Source organism: Spirosoma utsteinense (genome assembly GCF_014282275.1).
Classification (GTDB): domain Bacteria; phylum Bacteroidota; class Bacteroidia; order Cytophagales; family Spirosomataceae; genus Spirosoma; species Spirosoma utsteinense.
Genome location: NZ_VFIA01000022.1, coordinates 16,179 through 35,722, shown reverse-complemented (window position 1 = coordinate 35,722; position 19,544 = coordinate 16,179). Strand labels below are relative to the sequence as shown.

Here is a 19,544-nt window from a genome sequence, read left to right as displayed (position 1 = left end):
AGAGAAGCCGGGTAGGTGGCGGGCTTCCGTGCGTCTGTTCGGCTTCCGAACCTGCCGGGTTATTCCGTTTCGTTTTTCAGCGACTCCATATCGATGACAAACCGGAAACGTACATCTTCCTTTTCCAGGCGATCATACGCGTCATTGACGTTCTGCATCGCAATCAGCTCCACGTCAGGCTGGATACCATGTTCGGCGCAAAAATCCAGCACCTCCTGCGTTTCCTGAATGCTCCCAATCAACGAACCCGATACCGTCCGACGCTGAAAGGCAACTTCCATGTTGTTGAGGGGACCCTTGTAAGGAGCCAGCAAACCAACCGTTACGATCGCTCCATCACGTTTCAGTAGACTCACATACGGATTGATGTCATACTCGTCGGGTACAGTGCTCAGAATAAAGTCAAATGTTCGTTCGTGTTGCTTCATAGCCTTCGCGTCGGTCGACACAATGACCTGGTGTGCACCCAGCGCCAGCGCTGCATCGCGCTTTTCTTTCTTCGTCGTGATGGCCGTCACCGTAGCACCCATGGCTCTGGCTATTTTGACACCCATATGGCCCAGCCCGCCAATGCCCACTACGCCTACGGTGCTGCCGGCCTGAATGTTCCAGTGGCGCAGGGGCGAGTAGGTAGTAACGCCCGCGCAGAGAATGGGGGCGGCTGCTTTGATATCCAGCGATTCGGGAATGCGCAGGACGAACGACTCTTTCACGACAATACTGGTCGAGTAGCCACCGAAGGTATTGTACTTGCTGCCATCGGGTTTCATATATCCGTTGTAGGTAGCGGTCCAGCTAACCGGTCCCTGGCAGTAATTCTCCTCGCCCTCCCTGCAGGATGGGCATGAGCCGCACGAATCGACCATACAGCCGACGCCAACTACGTCACCTACCTTGAATTTGGTGACTGTCGTGCCGGTTTCAACAACCTTTCCAACAATCTCATGACCCGGCACGCAGGGGTAAATCGTGTTACCCCAGTCATTTCTGACCTGGTGCAGATCGGAGTGGCAAACGCCACAATAGAGAATATCGATCAGCACTTCATCGGCCTTGGGTGTGTTTCGCTCGATGTCCATCCGGGACAGGGTGTTAAACCGGTTGAGGAGCGCCCCGTCGGTGCCGTAGGCTTTTGTTTTAACTTGTTCCATAACGTTGTTGATCTGTAACTAATAAATTGAGCTAAACAGGTTGTACTTCCCGGAGATGACTCCTGTCGAATAAATCCCTGAGTGGCTTAATTGTTCGAGATTATGCCTTGGTGGCCACGTTAGTCGACCTTGAATTGGCTTTACTCGTTTCGCCAACAAGAAAGGCTCTCCATCCTACTCAACAGACGGAGTAGGATAGAGAGCCCTGTTTCTACCTGGCCAACGGCTTACCCGTTACAAACGCACCGGCAACCCTGTTCTGACAGACTCGTCGCAGGCAAACGCGATCTGAAGGCTGTTAACGGCATCCTGAACGTGGTCGGTCAGGTCCATATCTTCGTTGATAGCCCGCAGGAAATACCGCTGTTCGCGGTTGCACAGCTCCTGGTGGCCGGGTTCATCCTGCATGTCGATCCACAGGTCGGGCCTGGTAAACTCATCCTGGTTATCCAGATCGGCGTAGTGTACGCGCAGGGATTCGGTCTTGGTATGAGCGTCGACATTGTCGGAGTTGCCGGTAGCACCGGCGTTTTTAGCAACGATCGACACGCACCCTTTAGGACCAATTACATCTTTGACGAAAAAAGCCGTTTCGCTCATCATAGGCCCCCAGCCTGCTTCATACCAGCCAACCGAGCCATCCTCGAACCGGATTTGCAGCTGACCGTAGTTATAGTTGTCGGCGGGAATGTCGTCTGTCAGCCGCGCACCGATCGCATTGACCTGCACGGGTTTGGAGCGCGTCATCTGGCACATCACATCGATGTAGTGTACTCCACAGTCTACAATCGGGCTGAGCGATTTCATCAGATTCCGGTGAACAGTCCACATCATACCGTGGCTCTGCTGGTTCAGGTTCATCCGCATAACAAGCGGGCTACCCATCTCCCGGGCGACTTCCACAAACTTTTCCCACGATGGGTGATGGCGCAAAATATAGCCGACAACTACTTTTTTGTTGGCTTTCTGCGCGGCTTCCATTACCCGTTTTGCCCCTTCGACGGTGTCGGCCAGTGGTTTCTCGATAAAAACGTGGCACCCCTGTTCGAGGGCCTGCACCGCAAATGACTCATGGGTGTCGGGGTAGGTAGCGATGCAGACAGCATCGGGCTGCGTTTCTGTCAACGCCGTTGTATAATCGCTGAACAGCGGGTAGCCACCGCCCAGCCGTTCGTTAAGCACTTCTTTACTTTTGCCGGTCGACACAATCCCGCAAATGGTGAACCCATCGAGCGATTGATAAGCAATGGCATGTGACGCACCCATGTTGCCACAGCCGACAACCAGAACGCGCAGGGAAGTTTGAGGCACTGAATTCGTTGAACTTGACATGAAGAAAGGTTTGGACTCGCAACGTTGACGAATCGTAGTAACAAAAATAGGTATCCGTTTCGGTATTCTATTTTTTACTCGAAGCTGAAACCGGCTTTGCCCCTGATGCCGGGTTTTTATAGGCAATCCGGAAGAGCGTCCCGTTCAGATCATCCGTTACATACAACGACCCATCCGGCCCCTGCGCCAGCCCACACGGACGATGCTGCACGGGGCCTGTCGGTTTCACCAGGTCCGTACCGGCAAAATTGTCGGCAAAGATCTCCCACTTCCCGGATGGCTTACCATTTTTGAAGGGCACAAATCCAACCATGTACCCCTTATGTAAAGCAGACGATTGGGCATGAAAAGCAATGAAAGCCCCGTTCCGGTATTTCTCAGGAAACGACGTACCGGTATAAAACAACAGGCCGTTGGGGCCAAGGTGAGCCGGAAAGGCAGCTACGGGCGTAATGGTTTTCTCCCCGCCGGTTTTTTTGCCATCCCCTCCATATTCCGGCGCTACGATTTTCTTTTTCTGAATGTGGTCGTAATAAACATAAGGCCAGCCCGCGTCATCTCCTTTGTGGACTTCATACATTGTCTCGGCGGGCAATTCGGCGCTTTGCTGGGGCGTGTAGTACTGCGGGTAGAAGTCATGAAACTGTCCACGACCGTGCTGCATAACAAACAGGGAGTTGCTCTTTGGATTCCAGTCCAGTCCCACCACATTTTTTAACCCTGTCGCAAATCGTAGCCCGTCGGAAAAGGCCTGATTGGGCGTGCTGGCGTTGAACTGCCAGATACCGGCAGCCGAATCGAGGAGCGGACAGGGCATCAGTCCCTTACCGGTACCGGTTTCCCGGCAGGCGTCATTGTCCGACGCGATGTTTACGTAAATATGATCCTGGTTGTCGACCGCAATTGACTTGGACTGATCCCTGGTTTTTACCCGCAGCCCGGAAACAAGCAATTCGGGCTGATCGGGGCTGATGACTTCTTCCTTGTCGTTGAGCTTATATCGATAGATACCGGAATTGGAGGAGGCATATAGATACCCTTTCTTGAGGTATATGCCCGTACCGGGATAATCACCAAAGCCGGTTCGCTCATCAACAACGCCATCTTTGTCGGTATCGCGCAGGCGATAAATGCCCTTGCCATCTTTCAGCTTGGCGAGTTTTACATATATATCTCCCGTTTTACTGATGGCAATATGCCGGGCCGGGCCAAGGTCCTCCGCCACGATACTGGCCGAGAAGCCAGAAGGAAGCTTGATCTCGCCGGGCGCGATGGATGTGTGGCGGGTGGTGGCGCGACGAGCGGGCGCTTTGCCGTTAGGCGGGGGTGTACCCAGGCAGTTGATGGTTACCAGCACTGCCAATAGTGCGGTAACGCGTACAGAACGATTATTCATGTGGTAGTCAACCAGAGCTGATTGGCCCTGTCTAAGGATTTCATACTTCCTTAGTAAGCACCCAATGGCCAGAAAATACTACGATGAGGGTTTAATTTCCTGCCACACAAACGTCAATGAATGGCTTCCACACGGCGGTCGGGGGCCTTAGTTTTCCTTATACTCGATGGCCAGCACCTCCATACTGTCTTCACCCTTAGCCATCCGCAGCGAAAAATGCTCTCCTACCCGCTTGCCCTGCATAGCCCGCGCAATGGGTGCCGTAAAAGCGATACAACCGCGTGATGCATCGGCCTCATCGACGCCGACGATGGTAAACCGACGCTCGGCCCCTTTTGTGGTGCCACTTATTGTTCGAATGCTGACCGTAGCTCCGAAGCGGACTTCGTCATGGGGCTGGTTCTGGGGGTCGACAACTTTAGCACTGGCGATCCGCTGGTTGAGATTACCAATCTGTCCGTTCAGCAGCGCCAGTTGGCGCATGCGGTCATTGGCTTCACTCCCATCGGTCTGGACATGGGCATGTTCGGCCTCCAAACCCGTTAGTTCCTCGCGTAGCAGCGCCAGCCCGTGTGGTGTAACGTAATTGGGTGTTCCCGGCGGCAGGGGAGCTCTGGCCGGTATGACGACGGGAGCGTCGGCGGTTTCGTTTTTAAGAAAAGCACTGCTCATAAGAAGTTGATGAATAGGTTGCCGATGTGAATCGTAAAACCCTAAGCTATGAATAAGGTTTTGGGGATCACCAGGAGCAGCGTCACGCACCAACGGATCAACTCACTACCTGCTTTAGCCTGCCAGTTCGCGCAGCGTTTTCACGCATGTATCCCGTTCATCGCCGAACTACCGGGTTCGCCTGTAGCCGGACGATCCGGCATTGACCGCCCGGCTGTGTGCCTGATAGCGGTCCAGCACTTCCCTGTCAGCCAGTGATTAATACCGCCTTATTTGCAATACATCGACGCGCTGATTTTCAGCACCCATTCGGCATCGTCGATGAGGTAATCGTTCTGGCGCAGCGGCCAGGTTGCGCCACCGTCCGTGCTGGCCCGAAAATCGTATTTGCGGCCGGGCTGTATCTTATAGGACGACACCGTTCGTACGAGTCGCGTTGCCGTTATCAGCTCGCGCCAGTTCTCTTTGCCCGCTTCACTGTACTGAGTCCGTATCTGCGCCGGCAGGGCCGATTCGTCCAGTGAGGTACCACCGGGGCAGGAGAATTTTATTTCTACTTTCATCACCGGCGGTACGGGTAAGCCCGCCAGATTGATGGAAACAGGTGTAAGATCACAGGCCGTGCCAATAGCCGATTCGGCGATCATTCCGCCCTTGACACCTTTTCCCCAGGCATCGGTTTCGTCATACACCCGTAATGTCAACCGACGCCCTTTCACCTGGTTGGCAATGCGAATCTGCGCGCCGTTGTTGACGTTGGCGTAGAATGAACTCACCTGTGCCCCGCTCCCCGCATCGATCAGTTTGCAGAGGTAATTCACATCCACGTTGGCCAGTTTGCTGTTAACCCTGAATACCGGCCCCAGGTCGCATACCGACTCGCTCCAGGTCGCTACATAAGCGGCCAGATGTGATGCCTCCGCCTGATAGGTCAACCGGCTACCGTTACGAAGTACCGTACCGGGTTTTTCCTGCTGCCAGCGGTTCTCAACAGCATCGTAGCTATATAGCGGAATGATATCGCCCGCCTGTATAACCCGCCCGTTCGAGCCATTGATGGTAGCCGGGTTGAGATCCATCGTCCAGCGCAACGGTCGGGATAGTTTTTTGGCGAGCCGGTAGGTTTCGTCATACATCTCCATAGTTACAGACCCGGCCATGGACGTTACCCGCAGTGTCCCCAGCGATGCGCCACCGTCCAGCCCGTTGACATGCCCCAGTATACCGCCCCCCGGCACCTGGCTGGTCGCGTCGCCCGTGCGGGTATTGGTATGAATGACCGAAAGCGTCAGATTTCCTTTCAGCGACACCCCGTCGCGGTCGGCGAGCGTCGTTCCGGACGATACCAGAACCGATGCCCGGTCGGCATCGCTGCTCTTTTCGGCAGTGGTCAGGCTTAGCGCTCCTGACACCGTCCCGTCGGTACCGGCGCGGCCGGTCGTGCGGGCGGCCATCAGCGTCCGGGGCGGCTTGCTCAGGCTAATTTGCCGGACGGTCCGCGTAACCCGGTTCGCATTGGTGAGTGTTACAGGCTGCACGACCGTCAGGTAATCGTCGGCTTCGACCACAATAGTAAACCGAAACGGATCCTGAGGAGAAAGCACGGCATCCGGCGACGGAGCCAACAACAGCACACCGTCCGGATTTATCTTATACCGGGTGGTATTCAACGTTGTTACAACCTGCCCGGCATCGGGACCAGCCATAAGAATACGGCTGGTCTTGGGCAACGGATTGCCCGCCGGATCATACAGGCGACATTCGACGATCCCTGCTTCCAGTGGATCTTTCACCCGGATCTGAATCCCTTCGATCGGGTTCTGACAGGCATCCATCAACAACGGCAGCGCAACAAGACTATTAAGAAAGGGGCGATAGGTCATGGCGAATCGGAATTAGTTGGCACGGCTGAGCCGGTAAGAAACGGTCAGGTTCAGCGAAGGCAGGTAGCGGTAATTCGACAGATTACGTTCTACGACGGGTACCTGCTCACTCAGGTTGGTCGTTTCCAGAAACCCAACATAATCCAGTTGTACGGTTGGGCGACCAAGGTAATAAACACCCATTTCGACCCCAACGCCAATTCGTTTGCGCGGCAGACTCCGGCCAAAACCCCAACCAACATAGCCTACTACCGGATGCCAGCGAACACCGAGGTTAACGACACCAACGTCCTCCGGCGTGAGTTCCAGCCCGCCCAGATTGAGTTTGTCATTCGCTGTTATGACAAAGCGCAGATCAGGGTGCCAGGTGTAGGCGAGTCCGGCTGCAACAAAAAAAGACCCCTTCCGGAAAGGATTCCAGGTCACCCCCGCCTGAGCGGTCCCAATCATAAAATCGGGATCTACGGTCAGATACGAATCAGGAGCCGTTTTGATCTGAACAGGCTTACGATAGGCTATATACTGTCCACCAACTCGTAGCATCAGCCGTTTGGGCTTGCTCAACACCCGGTTGTAGACAAGGCCCGGCCCTAGTATACCTGCCTGAAAGGTGATCGACTGATCAGGCAAGGGCAACTTCCCGGCCGCTGACCTGTCCTGGCCTACAGCAATCTTATACTGGGAAAGGAGCAAAAAAACGGTTACTGCCGATACGATACTGGCTGAATTCATGAGGTATAGCGCTTATTTACCATGCAACATCATAAGTAACATCAAATATAAACTCTACGACTGGAATCGATTCCTGTAGGCCTTTTCCAACGCTGTTTAGGACAATAAAAGGACCGCAAAAAGGTGAAAAAATGACATTTTGTTCATAATACATTATTTTGAAAATAGCAGTTCAGACAAAATAATATATTACACTAGCAGCCAAGTACCCGTTAATACTTACCGTATAGGCTACATTATAACTTTTCCTCAAAAAAGAATAACCATAATAAGTTTGTGAACGGTGACTTGAAACGACGTCATTTTTCAACGTAAAAAAATGGTTAACAAATTACCTTTTCTGCTGTATTGTAAATACTAATTACTATTTTTGTCTACGAGTTCTTGTTTAGAATAATTAATAAGAGACAGAAAAACTATATACTGTCTCAATTAACAGATGGTGTAATTCTATTGAAGTCAAGCATATACCTAGTAAATCAAAACCTGCTTTCCGTTGCCATTTACCTTTATCTACCAATCAATCTGCTTATATGAACGTACCTTCTGTGCCTGCTAACCGTATCTGCTACTTACTTAGTCTATTATTACTCGTTAGCGGCCATTTCATGACTGGCTGCGTACCCACTAAACAACTGGTCTATTTTCAGGGTGAGCCCAATCGAATGGATACGCTGGCAGTAGCCTCCCGGTATGTACCTAAAATCCAACCAGGTGATGTGCTGTCCGTACAAGTTAGCAGCTTAAACCCTGAAGCATCCGCTTTTTTTAATCCATATGCACAACTGGCCATGGCAGACCGGGGGGGCATGCAGCAAAATACGACAAACAGCACAACCCCACTACCTGCCCAGAACGGGTACCTGGTCGACAACACGGGGGCCATCGAATTACCCATGCTGGGGAAAGTAAACGTAGCGGGCCAAACGACGAACCAGGTTAAAGATCGTCTCCGTGACTCACTGAAGGAATTCCTGAAAGAGCCTACCGTGAACATCCGCAACCTCAACTTTCGCATTTCGGTCATGGGTGAGGTCATGCGCCCCGCGCTGTTCACGATACCAAATGAACAGATTACCCTGCTGGAAGCGCTAAGCCTATCCGGCGACGTAACCATCTACGGTCGTCGGGAAAATGTACTGATTATCCGCGAAGAGGATGGCAAACGCACCTTCGCCCGGGTCGACCTTACCCAGCGTAACTTGTTTTCATCGCCTTACTACTATTTGCATCCCAACGATGTGATCTATGTGGAGCCAGGCAAAGCCCGGGCTGCCACGGCCGACCGTACGAACCAGCTCTTACCGCTGGCTATCAGTGCCCTGTCTTTCATCGCTGTCATTGCAACGCGCTTCCGTTAATCGTCTTTTATCCAATAAATAATCAGGTAATTTCATGTCGAACCAAAACAACTACGCTTACGCACCTTACCAGGTGTATGAAGCAGAAAACTCGCCTAACCTGCGGGCCGTGCTGATGCGTTATGCACGGCACTGGAAGTGGTTTTTGTTTTCGCTGGCCCTGGCTGGTGCGGGGGCCTATGTCTACTTCATGTACCAGACGCCGATTTATAAGGTACAAACCAGTCTGCTCATCAAGGATGACAAAAAAGGGCTCAGTGAGGATAACATCCTGAAAGAGATGGACATATTCGCGCCTAAAAAGGTCGTGGAAAACGAGATGGAAATCCTGAAATCCTACGCCCTGATGAGTAAGGTCGTTGGTGAACTTGGCCTCGATGTCCAGTACTTCAGAAATACGAACTTCGGTAAGCGTGAAATTTACGATGCCTCGCCCATTCGGCTGATCGTGGAGCGATCGACACCTTTGCTGTATGAAACGCCACTGGATATAACCGCCACAGGTTCAAAGGCGGTTCGCATCAACGACAAGATATACCCTGTCAATCAAAGTATACAGACCCCCTACGGTCGCCTGCGTGTATTTGCCAGCCGTCCACTCAAAATAGGCAGCGAACCCATTGTGGTGCAGGCGCTACCCCGCCAGGTAGCGGTCGATAGTTACCTCAAACGCCTGACGGTAGAAACGACCAGCAAAGCGTCGACCGTGTTACAGATGAACCTCGAAGAGGCTGTACCCCGTAAAGGCGAAGCCGTATTGAACAAGCTGATCAGTGAATACAACCAGGCCGCGGTGGTCGATAAGAACATTGTCGCTTCCAACACGCTCAGCTTCATTGAAGAACGTCTCCGCTTGATTGCCGGCGAACTCTCCACCGTTGAAAAGGGCGTTGAACAGTTCAAGTCGTCGGAAGGTATTACCGACCTGAGTTCGCAGGCACAGGTGTTCCTGGCAACAGTCAAACAAAATGACGATCAGCTGAATCAGACGAACATTCAGTTAGGAATGATCGAAGATGTGGAACGGTACGTAAATAGCCGGACCAATGAGCGGGGCGTGGCACCCGCAACGCTTAGTGTGAGCGATCCGATACTCGTTGGTCTGGTAGGCAAACTCAGCGAACTGGAACTCCAGCGCGACCAGCTTAGTCGCACCACCACGGCCAGCAACCCGATCTTACAGACCCTGGAAAGTCAGATCAAGGCAACTAAAACCAGCCTGTCGGAGAATATCACCAACATGAAGCAGACGCTGGTTGGAACCCGGCAGAAGATGCGGGAAACGAACCGCCAGCTAGAGGGCCAGATTCGGACGATTCCTCGTAAAGAGCGGGCCCTGGTTAACATCACCCGGCAGCAGTCTATCAAAAACAACCTGTACACGTACCTGCTCGAAAAGCGCGAAGAAACAGCTCTTTCTTATGCATCAACTGTGGCCGACAGCCGCACGATCGACCCTCCCCGCTCAGACAACAAACCAATTAAGCCTGTCAAAGCAACAATTTTCCTTCTGTTTGGATTGATTGGTTTAATGTTTCCAATAGGAGTTATTGCGGCTCGTGATGCACTGAACGATCGGGTAAGCCGTCGGTCAGACATTGAAGATGCCTCTCAGGTTCCCATCCTGGGCGAAATCATGGCGAGCCGGAATATGGACCCGCTGGTTATGGTATCGGGCAAACGCTCGGTCATTGCCGAACAGATCCGTACCCTTCGGACCAACCTACAGTTCCTGCGCTCCAACCCGACCGACAGCCAGGTTGTGATGTTTACATCCAGCATCAGTGGCGAAGGCAAATCGTTTCTGTCTCTGAACCTTGGCGCAAGCTTAGCCCTAGTCGATCGTACAACGGTGATTCTGGAGATGGATTTACGGAAACCCAAGTTGCACTCGGTGCTTGGCATGAGCAACGCATTGGGAATAAGTAATTACCTGATTCAGGAAGCTACCCTGGACGAGGTATTGCAGCCGATTCCGGGTTTCCCTAACTACCACATCATTACCTGTGGTCCAATTCCCCCCAACCCGGCCGAGTTACTGAGCAGTCCACAGCTCGAAAAGTTGTTTATGGAACTCCGACAGCGGTTTGCGTATGTGATCGTCGATTCGCCACCAATTGGTTTGGTCACGGACGCTCAGCTGATTGCCCCGCACGTCGATGCCACCATGTTCATGGTTCGCCATGATCACACGCCCAAAGCGTATCTGCGTATGATCGATAACCTCTACAAGGAGCACCGATTCCAGCGATTGAATCTGATTCTGAACGGCGTGGGAAGTGGCGAATCGTATCAGTATGGCTATAGCTATAACTACGGCGGGTACTACGAAGAAGACAACAAGCCGGCCAAGACAACCATCCGCAAGCTTAAGCAATCTTAGCCCACTATCGCTTTTGAATTCCCTGGTCCATGTTGCTTTCAATCGGCAACGGATAGGACTCTTGTGCTCAACTTCTGAAAACTATCCCTAAAGAGTAAGAAATGCTGTAAGTGACAACCCATTAATCACCGATGACTATGCTCAATTTGTCTTTACCATCGCTCAATGAGCAAGCCGTATTTAATGAATCATCAACGATCCAGGCAAAATACAAGTCTATACGTGCGCCAAAACAAAGTGTAAAAAAACGGCTGTTCGACATTGTAGTAGCCAGCCTGGTCATCGTATCGGTGCTCATCTGGTTCATACCGTTAGTAGGCCTGCTCATCCGGTTAACATCGCCAGGTCCAGTATTATTCGTGCAGCTCCGCACCGGCCGGAACGGGCGTCCTTTCAGGTGTCTGAAATTCCGTACGATGACTTATGAGCGCAACGCAGAATTTCGCCAGGCTACCAGGAACGATAACCGGGTTACGAAAATTGGCCAGATTCTCAGGAAGACAAACCTGGACGAATTACCGCAAGTGTTCAATGTGTTGCTGGGCAACATGAGCATCGTTGGCCCCCGTCCTCACCCTATTCAACTGGATGCACAGCACTGGCATACCCTACCCCACTACCCTACCCGGTATACCGTGAAACCAGGTATTACGGGTCTGGCTCAGGTTCGGGGCCATCGGGGCGAAACAGCTGAGCGCATCCAGATGGAGCATCGGATCCGGCTCGACCGATTGTACATCTACAAACGATCGATAGCGCTTGACATACAGATCTGCTTGTGGACAGTGACGAGTATGATCAAGGGGGATAGGAAGGCTTGGTAAGACTAGTCAAAAAAGAAAAATTATGTTGACGACCTTACAAACTAAATTGTTAAATAAAACAGCTGATGGGCGAGGGAGACTCACTTATTTATTAAGCTCGAAGACTTCCGGCCGGGATCGAAATATATTTAAGAATGTATTCTTGTCTTTCTCATATAAGGGACTCAGTATTTTATTAACGCTGGCAATTATTCCACTATCTATCAATTATCTGGATACGGAGAGGTATGGCGTTTGGCTCACCCTTAGTTCAGTTCTTACCTGGATTAATCTGATGGACATTGGCTTGGGCAATGGGCTTCGTAATAAATTAGTAAAAGCTTTAAGTGATGGGGATCAAGTGGAAGCTCGAAAACTTACTAGTACAACTTATGTCCTAGTAGCGTTGATGATGCTTGTGGTTATTAGCGTATTTCTAATAGCTCTGCCGTTTATAGATCTGAATGCTGTATTTAATATACATACAGTAGAAAGAGAAGAACTGGCCTGGGTGATGCTTGTTGCTTTTTTTGCCTTCTGCCTGCTATTTATATTAAAACCGGTCACTGCTGTTATCATGGCCACTCAGAATGCTGCGCTTGATAATATGATTCTGCTAATGGGTAACCTATTAAGCATTTCTTGTGTAGCGATTTTGGTTTACGGAACTGATAGTCACGGAAGTTTACTAAGTTTAGTATTGGTTTTTAGTCTGGCACCAGTGGTGGCTTATGTGTTAGGTAGCTTATACGTTTATAAACGCCTATATCCATTTTTAATGCCTTCACTGGCGTATTTTGATCGCGCCCAAATTCGAGCGCTGGGGGGAACAAGTATTCAGTTTTTTATCATTCAGATTTCCGCCACAATTGTTTTAACATCTAACAATATAATCCTAAGCCAATTTTTTGGTAACGAACAGGTAACTAGATATAATGTAATATTTCGCTATTTCAGCGTCATCACGATTATACAAACAATTGTTTTAACGCCCATTTGGTCAGCCGTTACAGAAGCATACCAAAAAGGTGATTTCGCGTGGATCAAATCAGCGCTAAACAAATTAATGCGTAATGCTGCATTACTTTCTGCCATAACAGTAATTCAAATAATAGCTGCGCCATGGGTGATGGAAAAATGGCTGGGAAGCAAATTTATAATCGATCCGGCAATCGTTTTTGCAGTAGCCACATACACCATACTTATTACATTCAGTAGTTCTTTTTCGTATGTAATTAACGGTCTAGGCACAATCCGCTTGCAAACATGCACTTCAGTGCTCACCACCCTGTTTAGCATTCCATTATCTATATATCTGGCAAAAGAAGTTGGCCCTACCGGTGTCATATTGGCAAACTGCCTTTGGTTGGCGCTTTGGCTCCCACTACGAATAACTCAATACCGCAAAATTGTTAGACAAACTGCAACTGGAATCTGGCTACGATAACTTATGATAACTTATCTTTTTAATTACAACAAACGGACGTTAAAAGCTTATAAGCAGCTTATCTCGTCTACTCCACCAAGGGTAACAGTAGAATCCAATTTGGACAAAAGGGATACATCATTACAAATAGGTATAATGGACCCCACAATTGGAACAGCGAACCAAGGAGATTTCATTATTAAGGATGCAATCAGCAAACAATTGTTGTCAATTCTACCAAATTCATTTATCACAAATTATCCATCTCAATTACATAGGGGAATCGATACAGTACTGCAACAGCGAAAAAGTGAAGACTTAATGTTCGTTGCCGGAACAAATCTGCTTTCCTCTAACATGAACCAGTATTACCAGTGGAAAGTAGGCCCGCTAGATGCAGCCTTTTTGAAAAACCGATATATTCTATTTGGGGTTGGCTGGTGGCAGTATCAGGATACACCAAACAGTTATACCCGCTGGTTATATCAGAATGTGTTAAGTACTAAATACTCTCACGCCGTACGGGATTCTTATGCAAAAAATAAGCTAGAGGAAGCAGGCATAAAGAATGTTATTAATACTAGTTGCCCAACGTTGTGGGATTTGACTAAGGAACGATGCATGGCGATTCCTACCAAAAAAGCAACTGATGTAGTCACAACGCTGACGTTTTACCATAAAGATCCTCAGAAAGACAAGTTCCTATTGGATGAATTACTAAAATCTTACCAAACAGTTTATCTATGGATTCAAGGATTTAATGATTTGGGTTACCTCCATGAACTTGGATACAAGGATGAAAATCGTATTCAATTAATTGAGCCTACGCTACAGGCATTTGACGAAGCACTCAAGGAGAATGACATTGATTATGTTGGAACACGGCTTCATGCAGGTGTACGAGCATTACAGCATGGCCGAAGAACAATGATCGTTGCGGTTGACAACCGGGCATTGGAAATCAGCAGGGATACCAATCTGAATGTAGTGCCACGTACTGAAGTAGAACGGATTCAAAATTTCACTGCGAGTGACTATAAAACGCAGATCAATCTGCCCCAAGCGAATATTGATCTTTGGAAGAGTCAATTTCTAAATTAATACTATGAAAGTCCTCTGGCTTACGCAGCTTCCATATACGCAATTACCTAATACAAAAAATCCGAAAGGGCACCCAGTGCCGTGGATAACTTCTTTAGCTAAGGAGTTGTCAAAAAAAGTCGATTTAACTATCATATCAAATAACTCAAAATTAGAAAAAGATGAAGAGGTATATATTGATGGAGTTAGATATCTATTCATCAAATTGCATAGAGCTTCCATTAATTTGCTAACTGCAAATCGTCTTAACTCTAGTATTGTAAGAAAACATCTTGAAAGAGAAATTTTAGAACATGATATAATGCATATTCACGGTTCTGAAGGTATGTATCAGCAAGCGTGTTGGGACCTAGCAATACCAACAGTCTTATCGGTGCAAGGAATAATAGATCAGTATTACCCTCATCTACAGGAGCACTTATCAAACCGTCGAATTCTTTGGAAAATAATTCAAAATACCGAACAACGATATCTTTCTAAAATGAACAATTTTATGTGTAGAACTGATTGGGATAAAGGGTGGGTTAGAAAGATTTCTCCTGAATCCAAAATACATCATTGTTGGGAAAGCTTAAGGGAAGAATTTTTTAATTATGATATAAATCCAGTTAACAATAATTCTGTAATATACATTGGCGGATGTGATTACATAAAGGGATATAGAGAAGCGTTGAAATCCTTTAACACAGCACTGGAATCAGCTCCAGATATGAATATGATTTTCATAACTTCTGGTGGCTTAAAAGATAGAAAAACGATTTTGAAATTTATAAAAAATCAAACTTTAGATAACCTTAATGAGCATAATCTAATATTTATAAATCGCTTATCACCAATTGAATTAATTGAGCAATATAAAAATTGCTTTTGTTTATTACACCCTTCTTACATTGATAATAGCCCTAACACGATTTGTGAAGCTCAAGCGTTAGGACTTCCCGTTATCGCTTCTAACGTAGGTGGTGTAAGTTCACTAATTAAACATCAAGAAACAGGAATCTTAAGCTCTCTTAAAACCGAAGAACTGGCTAGATCAATAGCGACGCTTTATTTTGATAAAAACAAACAAGAGTATTTGTCAACGCGAGCTAAACTAGAGTCTAGAAGCCGCCACAATATATTTTCTGTCGTTAATAAAACACTTAACATTTATGAAAATATAATTAATACCCAGTCAAAGCTCGCCCCAGTTTACTCGCATTAATTCAAGCTGCATGATACTAGATAGCGTGATGAAATTATTAGCAGCAGCTTTATTTATCCTCTGTAGCATAATAAGTTGGCTTCCATTTCACACATTGAGAATAAATCTTCTTCGACTTATGGGTGCAAAAATTGGCAAAAACGTCGGACTATATAGGGGATTTGAAATTCGGAATCCTTGGCATTTAACTATTTGTAATAATACTTTAATTGGCCATAACGCACTACTTGACGCCCGCAAAGGATTATATATAGGTAGTAATGTAAATTTTAGTAATGATGTAATGATTTGGACATTACATCATGATTATAATGATGAAAACTTTGCAGAAACAGGTGCTCCAGTTTTCATTGAGGATTATGTATGGGTATGCTCTAGGGCAGTAATATTACCAGGAGTTCGTATCGGGAAGGGAGCTGTAATAGCTGCGGGAGCTGTAGTTACTCGGGATGTCGCTCCGTACACAGTAGTTGGTGGTATCCCGGCAAAAATTATTGGTAAGAGAAACGAAAATTTATCCTACAACTTAGGAAAAAGCATTATACCTATTATTTGATTTTTTCCTATTGAAAATAATGCAAATCATCATGAACGAGAACAAAACATTTAATCGCCATGCTTTTTACTTGCTTTTGTTTGCGGTAATACATGATATGTATTATGTGTTTTTTAATAATCCAGGAGGATTTAGTTTCAACAAAGTCATTTTTTTTGCTGCATTTTTTTATTTTTTAAACATTCAAAATAAAAAATTTCTTTTTCAAAATATTAAAGGATACAACCGATTTATACTATTCTCATTTTTGTTATTTTGTTTAATATCTTTTTCGAGAGGAATATTTACCAGCATAGTCGAAAACAGGATTCAAAATTCTTTAAACCCTGTTTTTAGCTTATCAGTAATTGTTCCTTTTGCGTTGTTTATATCATTTCACCCTAAATTCTCTTTTGATATAATTATCAAAATCTCACTTCTATTTATTAGAATAGGTATTCTTCTATTACCAGCAGTGTTTTTATTTGAAAGAGGATATGTAATTCCAAGATATTTCATAGAATTCTCTTTCTTTATGTTAATATTCCTAAAAATAGTCGACAAAAAGAGCGAAAGATTCTGGATCATATTAGGATGTATATTATATGGGTTTATTGGTATTTATTCCGACAATCGAAGTATTGTTCTTAGATTAATACTACAAACTTCTTTCCTTTTTATGTTTACGTATGGAGAACAACTTTTTAAAACTAGGATTCTACAAAAATTTGTCACTTTTTTATGTATTGTACTTCCAATTATTTTTTATAGCTATTATGGTTCTTTCTTTCAAAAAGAATCCTTAAGCTTTGGAAGCAAGGAAGTAAGTAACGAAGATACAAGAACTTACATGTACGTCGAAGTTATTGGTGATCTTCGGAAAACGGGTAACATGTTAATGGGAAAAGGAACATTAGGTAGGTATTACAGCGAATGGTTTTATACACAAAAGGGCGTAGACGATGTAGTAGATTTTTATGACCGTTCAATCGTCGAAGTTGGTATTCTTTCTTATTTATTACGAGGAGGCTTGGTTCTTTCAGTATTATTCATACTAGTCATATTTAGTGCCTCCGTCACCAATTTATCTTCTCCAGATATAGTTGCTCGTGGGATAGCATATATTCTTCTCAATCACTTGTTGCTATCTTTTATCGAGAACATTCCTAAATTTTATGCTTACGATATCGCTATCTGGATTATGGTAGGTTATAATATTAGAAGTAAATTAATTAAACCACAAAAAATCAATACCCCCGTTATGGAAAAAGCCCATGTCCTTCAAACCTACTGACAGATGAAACCTTATCCAAAAATCACTATAATCACTGCTACTTACAACGCAGAACGATATTTAGAGCAATCAATTAATGGCATTTATGAGCAGCGCTATCCAAACTTAGAATATATAATTGTTGATGGCGGGTCAAAGGATACCACCATTGATATTGTAAAGAAAAATTCATCTAAAATTACCTATTGGATTAGCGAACCTGATAGTGGCATTTACGATGCGTGGAATAAGGGGATAAATAAATCATCAGGTGATTGGGTTATGTTTTTAGGGAGTGATGACATTTTATTACCTGGTGCTTTACATAATTATGCAGAATTTATAAATAAACTCTCTAGCCCAGTAGATTACATTTCATCTAAAATGGAAATGTTTGATGGAAATATGAATTTCATTCGTGTAAAAGGATGGCGTTGGGAATGGCCTCGTTTTTTAAGAGAAATGACTGTTGCTCATCCGGGTTCATTACACTCACGAACGTTATTTGAAGAACATGGCAAATTTGATATTGGCTATAAAATCGTCGGAGATTATGAATTCTTACTGCGCCCAGGAGCCAAACTCAAAACGGCTTACTTAGATGCTATTACGGTAATAATGCGTGAGGGTGGCGCAAGTGATAGTTGGGCTGCTATTCGGGAACAATATCGCGCAAGTACGCAGACAGGTAAGTATTCCGCATTACACGCTGCTGCTAACATGTATTATAGCGGTTCAAAATTTTATACAAAAAAGTATCTTCGCGCATTGGGAGTCAATGCGTATTTACGAAAATAATTATTTACCCATTGTATAAGTTCGAATTATGGTAAATGTAGGGTTTGATGCTAAATGGTATTTTCAAGGGCCACCAAGTGGGCAGGTCGTTGTGAAAAATCTGGTTGATTTACTTATTAATCGTCCGTTGCCGTTTATGCTATATTTATTTGTAGATGATCAATACAGAGAGCAGGCCCAAACGCTAGAAAGGGAAAATGTTATAATTGTTCCCATTCGGGCCAGACCGAATTTATTTTCAAATGTATTTATTATACCCTATTGGATTAAGAAATTAAACTTAGATATAGTTTTTTTTCAAAACTTTGCATCCCTTTGGCCAGTATCAACAAAAAAAATAGTTTGTGTGCTGGATGTTCTTTTTTTAGACTTTCCTGAATTCTTTACAAAGAAAGAACTTGCCTATTTTAGCCCTATGCGATTTTTAGCGCAACGGGCCGATTACCTATTTACTATATCTAAAAGTGAGAAAGATCGTTTTATCAAGCATAAGCTTGGTCACGATGCTACTATTGGTGTTCTTTATTTAGGAATAAATAAAAAATTCAAACCTTTAGCCGAGTATACTCCCGAACGGATAGCTGAGATAGAATTAAAATATAATTTACCCGAACGCTATATCCTATCTGTCGGGCGGATAAACATTCGGAAGAATCTTATCAATTTAGTAAAATCATTGCCTTTCCTTAAAGACAAAGCTATATCTCTTGTAATCGTAGGAAAGGCCGACCATAAGAATGTTGCGATTGCACCTTACATAGAGAAATATAATTTACAGGATCGAATACAATTTACAGGGTTCGTGCCTGACGAAGATTTATACCTTATCTATGCCCGGAGCACTTTATTTTGTTTTCCCTCCTACGCAGAAGGTTTTGGTTTTCCTCCATTGGAAGCTATGAGTTGTGGCGTTCCAACGGTTGTTTCGGATCGTACATCATTACCCGAAATATGCGGACTTGCGGCAACGTATGTGAATCCAGATGAGCCGGAAGACATAGCTGATAAAATTGATTTATTGTTACACGACGATGATTATTATCAGGCTAAACGACACTTATCTCTATTGCAAAGTGCAGACTTTACCTGGGAAAAAGCCACCGATAAAATCATAGAACGGATTAACGTAATGGCGGGTTTACGAACAGTTGAAATTACAGCGTAGTCCATTTAGAAATTGGTTTAACGCCTTAAATTATTTACCATGAAAAAGGCATTGATTTGTGGAGTATATGGCCAGAATAGAGCGTATCTATTCAAGTTATTGCTCAATCTTGGCTACCAGGTGTATGGTGGATCTATTAATGCACAAATGTCTTCTTTTCTTAATCTGGCTAAGCAAAGTTCCGGCACCTCAACATTTAAGCGGCTTAGGTCAAGCGCTTCTTTGCTGATAGTCATTTAATAACACACATAACTGCGGTAAAACCTGATTCATGAAAGCTTGAGTCCATTCTCTTTAATACCAAAAATTCAACTAAAACCCCATAGAAA

General features: G+C 45.8%; 17 protein-coding genes. 11 read left to right on the top strand and 6 right to left on the bottom strand.

Annotated features, from left to right (window positions below):
• Positions 1 to 59: 59 nt before the first annotated feature.
• The 4 genes from FH603_RS17280 to FH603_RS17265 all read right to left on the bottom strand — a co-directional run bounded on the left by FH603_RS17280 (position 60) and on the right by FH603_RS17265 (position 4,551).
• Positions 60 to 1,151 carry an NAD(P)-dependent alcohol dehydrogenase gene (locus tag FH603_RS17280; RefSeq protein ID WP_186738837.1) on the bottom strand — a complete coding sequence of 364 codons (1,092 nt, stop codon included), beginning with the start codon at positions 1,149 to 1,151 and terminating at the stop codon, positions 60 to 62.
• Positions 1,152 to 1,385: 234 nt separating this feature from the next.
• A complete protein-coding gene (locus tag FH603_RS17275) occupies positions 1,386 to 2,483 on the bottom strand; it encodes a Gfo/Idh/MocA family protein (protein ID WP_186738836.1) in 1,098 nt (365 codons plus the stop codon).
• Between the two features lie 67 nt (positions 2,484 to 2,550).
• The gene (locus FH603_RS17270) at positions 2,551 to 3,879 is read right to left on the bottom strand and encodes a PQQ-dependent sugar dehydrogenase (RefSeq protein WP_186738835.1); all 1,329 of its coding nucleotides are present in this window, start codon (positions 3,877 to 3,879) and stop codon (positions 2,551 to 2,553) included.
• A gap of 147 nt (positions 3,880 to 4,026) precedes the next feature.
• On the bottom strand, positions 4,027 to 4,551 hold the full coding sequence (locus FH603_RS17265) for a GreA/GreB family elongation factor (protein ID WP_186738834.1): 525 nt from the start codon (positions 4,549 to 4,551) through the stop codon (positions 4,027 to 4,029).
• Between the two features lie 48 nt (positions 4,552 to 4,599).
• Here FH603_RS17265 and FH603_RS17260 point away from each other — a divergent pair, with 48 nt between their 5' ends.
• Complete coding sequence (locus tag FH603_RS17260) at positions 4,600 to 4,809, top strand: hypothetical protein (RefSeq protein WP_186738833.1); 210 nt, start codon at positions 4,600 to 4,602, stop codon at positions 4,807 to 4,809.
• Between the two features lie 11 nt (positions 4,810 to 4,820).
• Here the strand turns inward: FH603_RS17260 and FH603_RS17255 are convergent, their stop codons facing one another.
• Complete coding sequence (locus FH603_RS17255; protein WP_186738832.1) at positions 4,821 to 6,434, bottom strand: hypothetical protein; 1,614 nt, start codon at positions 6,432 to 6,434, stop codon at positions 4,821 to 4,823.
• A 12-nt stretch (positions 6,435 to 6,446) separates the two neighbouring features.
• The gene (locus FH603_RS17250; RefSeq protein ID WP_235985493.1) at positions 6,447 to 7,166 is read right to left on the bottom strand and encodes a hypothetical protein; all 720 of its coding nucleotides are present in this window, start codon (positions 7,164 to 7,166) and stop codon (positions 6,447 to 6,449) included.
• A gap of 533 nt (positions 7,167 to 7,699) precedes the next feature.
• On the opposite strand from FH603_RS17250, the gene FH603_RS17245 reads away from it, so the two are divergent.
• The 10 genes from FH603_RS17245 to FH603_RS17200 all read left to right on the top strand — a co-directional run bounded on the left by FH603_RS17245 (position 7,700) and on the right by FH603_RS17200 (position 19,215).
• Positions 7,700 to 8,527 carry a polysaccharide biosynthesis/export family protein gene (locus FH603_RS17245; RefSeq protein ID WP_186738831.1) on the top strand — a complete coding sequence of 276 codons (828 nt, stop codon included), beginning with the start codon at positions 7,700 to 7,702 and terminating at the stop codon, positions 8,525 to 8,527.
• Between the two features lie 34 nt (positions 8,528 to 8,561).
• Complete coding sequence (locus FH603_RS17240; protein ID WP_186738830.1) at positions 8,562 to 10,910, top strand: GumC family protein; 2,349 nt, start codon at positions 8,562 to 8,564, stop codon at positions 10,908 to 10,910.
• Between the two features lie 137 nt (positions 10,911 to 11,047).
• Complete coding sequence (locus tag FH603_RS17235) at positions 11,048 to 11,734, top strand: sugar transferase (RefSeq protein ID WP_186738829.1); 687 nt, start codon at positions 11,048 to 11,050, stop codon at positions 11,732 to 11,734.
• A 22-nt stretch (positions 11,735 to 11,756) separates the two neighbouring features.
• On the top strand, positions 11,757 to 13,160 hold the full coding sequence (locus FH603_RS17230; RefSeq protein WP_186738828.1) for a lipopolysaccharide biosynthesis protein: 1,404 nt from the start codon (positions 11,757 to 11,759) through the stop codon (positions 13,158 to 13,160).
• A gap of 3 nt (positions 13,161 to 13,163) precedes the next feature.
• Positions 13,164 to 14,240, top strand: a complete 1,077-nt coding sequence (locus FH603_RS17225; RefSeq protein ID WP_186738827.1) for a polysaccharide pyruvyl transferase family protein — start codon at positions 13,164 to 13,166, stop codon at positions 14,238 to 14,240.
• A 4-nt stretch (positions 14,241 to 14,244) separates the two neighbouring features.
• Positions 14,245 to 15,444: a glycosyltransferase family 4 protein gene (locus tag FH603_RS17220; RefSeq protein WP_186738826.1), complete on the top strand. Its 1,200-nt coding sequence runs from the start codon at positions 14,245 to 14,247 to the stop codon at positions 15,442 to 15,444.
• Positions 15,445 to 15,562: 118 nt separating this feature from the next.
• Complete coding sequence (locus tag FH603_RS17215; protein ID WP_235985494.1) at positions 15,563 to 16,000, top strand: acyltransferase; 438 nt, start codon at positions 15,563 to 15,565, stop codon at positions 15,998 to 16,000.
• A 31-nt stretch (positions 16,001 to 16,031) separates the two neighbouring features.
• A complete protein-coding gene (locus tag FH603_RS17210; RefSeq protein WP_186738825.1) occupies positions 16,032 to 17,273 on the top strand; it encodes a hypothetical protein in 1,242 nt (413 codons plus the stop codon).
• A 3-nt stretch (positions 17,274 to 17,276) separates the two neighbouring features.
• Positions 17,277 to 18,050: a glycosyltransferase family 2 protein gene (locus FH603_RS17205; RefSeq protein WP_186738824.1), complete on the top strand. Its 774-nt coding sequence runs from the start codon at positions 17,277 to 17,279 to the stop codon at positions 18,048 to 18,050.
• A 28-nt stretch (positions 18,051 to 18,078) separates the two neighbouring features.
• Positions 18,079 to 19,215: a glycosyltransferase family 4 protein gene (locus tag FH603_RS17200; RefSeq protein ID WP_186738823.1), complete on the top strand. Its 1,137-nt coding sequence runs from the start codon at positions 18,079 to 18,081 to the stop codon at positions 19,213 to 19,215.
• The last annotated feature ends 329 nt before the right edge of the window (positions 19,216 to 19,544 follow it).